This is a genomic window from Lysinibacillus sp. (genome assembly GCF_032093475.1).
In the GTDB taxonomy this organism is placed as follows: domain Bacteria; phylum Bacillota; class Bacilli; order Bacillales_A; family Planococcaceae; genus Lysinibacillus; species Lysinibacillus irui.
Genome location: NZ_DAMDAY010000141.1, coordinates 9,257 through 11,547 on the forward strand (window position 1 = coordinate 9,257; position 2,291 = coordinate 11,547).

Annotated in this window: 2 protein-coding genes; one reads left to right on the forward strand and one right to left on the reverse strand. The window is 40.9% G+C overall.

Going from position 1 to position 2,291, the window contains the following annotated elements:
* Positions 1 to 60: 60 nt before the first annotated feature.
* Entirely contained in the window at positions 61 to 1,494 is a 1,434-nt protein-coding gene (locus RT445_RS20910; RefSeq protein WP_313471483.1) for an aminotransferase-like domain-containing protein, read from the reverse strand.
* Positions 1,495 to 1,604: 110 nt separating this feature from the next.
* Between RT445_RS20910 and RT445_RS20915 the strand changes: the two genes are divergently transcribed.
* Entirely contained in the window at positions 1,605 to 2,207 is a 603-nt protein-coding gene (locus tag RT445_RS20915; protein WP_313471484.1) for a LysE/ArgO family amino acid transporter, read from the forward strand.
* The last annotated feature ends 84 nt before the right edge of the window (positions 2,208 to 2,291 follow it).

Sequence of the window (2,291 nt, forward strand, 5' to 3'; positions counted from 1 at the left end):
TCACCTTGCACCCTAATTGGAGCAAATCCCCCTAAAATAATACCGATTTCACTCAATATCTCACTTTCCCATAGCGTCGACGACACAGTCATGCAAGATTTGTAGGCCTTCCTGTAATTCCTCATAGGATGCATAAGAGTAAGATAATCGAATATGGTGATGGTCTTGAGGATCATAAATATAGCCTGGGTTAATTAATACTTGTTGTTGCAATAGCTTTAGAAAAAACTCTTTATCTACAAGAGGCTCATGAAACTTGAGCCAAATATAGAAGCCTCCCTTTGGTTTATCCCAACTTGCGATATCCTTAAATTTTTCCTGCAAAATACGTTCTGTAAAATCGGCTCGATCTTGTAATTGTTGGCGTAAACCTACGATATGTTTGTCATATTTCCCTGATTGCAACCAATGCAATACTATTTCCTGTGAGATGGCACTTGAGCCATAGTCTGTTTGCATTTTAATATCTGCCAGTCGTTCGATGACGGTTGTTGGGCCGATAAGCCAGCCGATGCGGAGCCCAGGACTTAAGGTTTTAGAGACGCTCCCCATATAAAGGACTTGCCCGCTTCGATCCATTGCTTTAATCGGTGGAGATGTAGCTTCAAAAAGCAAATCTTGATAGACATCGTCCTCGATTATCGGAATTCGCGTTGCTTGACAGGCTTCATACAGTAGCTTTTTTTCCTGTGCTGTCCAAACATATCCAGTTGGATTATGTAAAGTAGGAATAGCGTAAAAGACGGCTTGTTTTTTTCGTTTCCGTTGAGCTAATGTTTGGGCAAGTTGATTATCACGGTGAACGCCAATCATCTGCATACCGACCGATTGAAATGGATGGACAGAGTTTAGATAGGAGGTTGGTTCCTGAAATACGATCGACCCTTGTTCTAATAAACCAACGGCAATTAACTGCAATGCCTGCAGCGCACCCGAAACAATACAGACATGTTGGGGCTCAGCATCGATTCCTCTTTTTTTAACATAGTGACAGATTGCTGCACGAAGTTGATCATTGCCCTGTGGTGAAGAATAACCTAAGCTTTTCGGCTGAAATGATAGTTCTCTAAGTGAAGACTCCATTTCCTCAGTTGGTAACAAGTCAGGAGCAAGCTCACCCGTTCCTAATCGAATGACATCATCACGCTGCTCGTATTCATTTATCAATTGGATGGTGTGGTAATTTGGCTTATGAATACTTGTTTCGATATAGGTTTGCCAATTCGGCTGTGTTTGCTGAAGTAATGCATGCCAGGAATTGTCAGTAACATAAACACCAGAGCCTATCTTTGCCTCAAGAATGCCTATTGCTTTTAATTCCTCCAAAGCCTGTTGAACTGTACTCCGATTTACTTCAAACTGCATAGCCAATTGTCGTTGGGTAGGAAGTTTTGTCCCTGCCACCCAGTCCCCTCGTTCCACTTGAGCGATTACCCAATGAACAATTTGTTGCTGTAACGTGGAGTCACTTTGTCTATTTGGCTGCCAGCTCATGATTCATCCCCTTCCATTCTAGAAAATTGGGTGGCTAAAAAACCATCCAATTGGTCGTTTTCTTTTAGTTATACCATAACTAAAATGAAGAGTGAAAGGAGGGATTGTCGTTGGAAGCTTTTCTTCATGGTATCATTTTAGCATTTGGTCTTATATTGCCATTAGGTGTACAAAATGTTTTTGTTTTTTCGCAAGGTGCTATACAACCAAATGTATTCAAAGCATTGCCTGCAAGTGTGACAGCAGCTATCTGTGATACAATGTTGATTTTACTAGCGGTATTCGGTTTATCATTAATTGTCCTACAATTTGAGTGGTTACGAATTACGTTAATGACGGTTGGTATCGTGTTCTTACTTTATATGGGCTATAGTATTTGGCGTTCAAATCCGTCATCTACCACTAATAGCGAAGCACTGCCTGTAAAAAAACAAATATTCTTTGCACTCTCTGTGTCGCTCCTCAATCCACATGCGATATTAGATACAATCGGTGTTATTGGGACGAGCGCATTAAAATATAGTGGGACAGAGCAAATCATTTTTACCCTCGCCTGTGTCTTAATTTCCTGGCTGTGGTTTTTCGGACTTACTTTGACGGGAGCCTCGTTCAAAAAACTGGATCGCTCTGGAAAACTAATGCGATTATTTAATAAATGCTCTGCCATCTTTATATGGGCAACAGCCTGTTATCTTGCAAGTGGCTTCCTGTAGCATACATAGAAAATGCTCAGGCGGTAACCTGAGCATTTTTCTTATAGCGCAACAAAAATTGTAAGCTTTTCATTAAACAGTGCT